Source organism: Vibrio sp. Vb1755 (assembly GCF_033338635.1).
Lineage (GTDB): Bacteria > Pseudomonadota > Gammaproteobacteria > Enterobacterales > Vibrionaceae > Vibrio > Vibrio alginolyticus.
Map to the genome: position 1 here is coordinate 1 of NZ_JAWOTA010000334.1, position 1,066 is coordinate 1,066.

The following is a 1,066-nucleotide window of genomic DNA, read 5'->3' on the forward strand; positions in this document are numbered from 1 at the left end:
GTGATTTTTATGACTTTTATTAATTTAATGCGTTTATTCTCAATTATTTTTCAAACAGATTTTGTCGTGACATGCAAATTGATAAAGAGCTCAAGTACGTCGTTGATGAAATTGATTTCTCTCAGTTTTTTGCCATTTCCAAACCCTATGATGAAGAAAAATAACTTGGAGATGGATGTATGAATAGTTCCCAAATGAAAATGCTCCTACTGGTCGCGATAGGCTGCATCTTATGGTTTATCCCAACCCCAGAAGGACTCACCGATCAAGCTTGGCAAATGATGGCGATTTTCGTCACCACCGTACTAAGCTTGATCCTCGCCCCACTTCCTCTTGGCGCGATGGCCTTGATGGGTTTGACGCTCGCGACACTGCTTGGCGTACTGCCAATCAAAATCGCACTGACTGGCTTCGCGCACCCAACGATTTGGATGATTGCAGCTGCGTTCTTTATCTCTCGCGGTTTTATTACCCCCGGCTTTGGTCGACGGGTCGGATACTGGTTTATCTCTAAACTTGGTCACAACTCATTAGGCCTTGCTTACGGCTTAGTGTTGACTGATTTGCTGTTTGCACCTGCAACCCCAAGTACCACCGCGCGTTGTGGCGGTATTATTTCTCCGCTATTTCGCTCGGTTGCGAGTGCTTATGATTCCGACCCAGAAAAAGGTACTGAGAACCGAATCGGCGCATTTTTGGTGCAATGTATCTTCAAATGTAACGCGATTACTTGTGCGATGTTCCTGACCTCTATGGCAGGTAACCCACTCGCCGCTAACTTCGCAAAAGAACAAGGCGTTGAAATCACATGGGCTGGCTGGGCAACCGCGGCGATCGTCCCTGGTTTGTTGTGTTTGTTCCTCATCCCACTCGTGATGTACATGGTGTTTCCACCAGAGCTAAAGAAGACACCAGAAATGCGTGAAATTGCGCGTCAAAAGCTGGCTGAAATGGGCAAAATGACGCGTGACGAGCTGATGGTTTGTATCACTTTTATCGGTATGGTTTCACTTTGGGTATTGGGCCCAACATTAGGCATTCATGCAACGGTTACGGCTTTACTAGG

General features: G+C 46.3%; 1 protein-coding gene. It reads left to right on the forward strand.

What is annotated here, in order from left to right:
* Positions 1-179 precede the first annotated feature (179 nt).
* The coding region (locus tag R7E00_RS24945; RefSeq protein WP_318124898.1) for a DASS family sodium-coupled anion symporter at positions 180-1,066 on the forward strand (887 nt) is incomplete at its 3' end.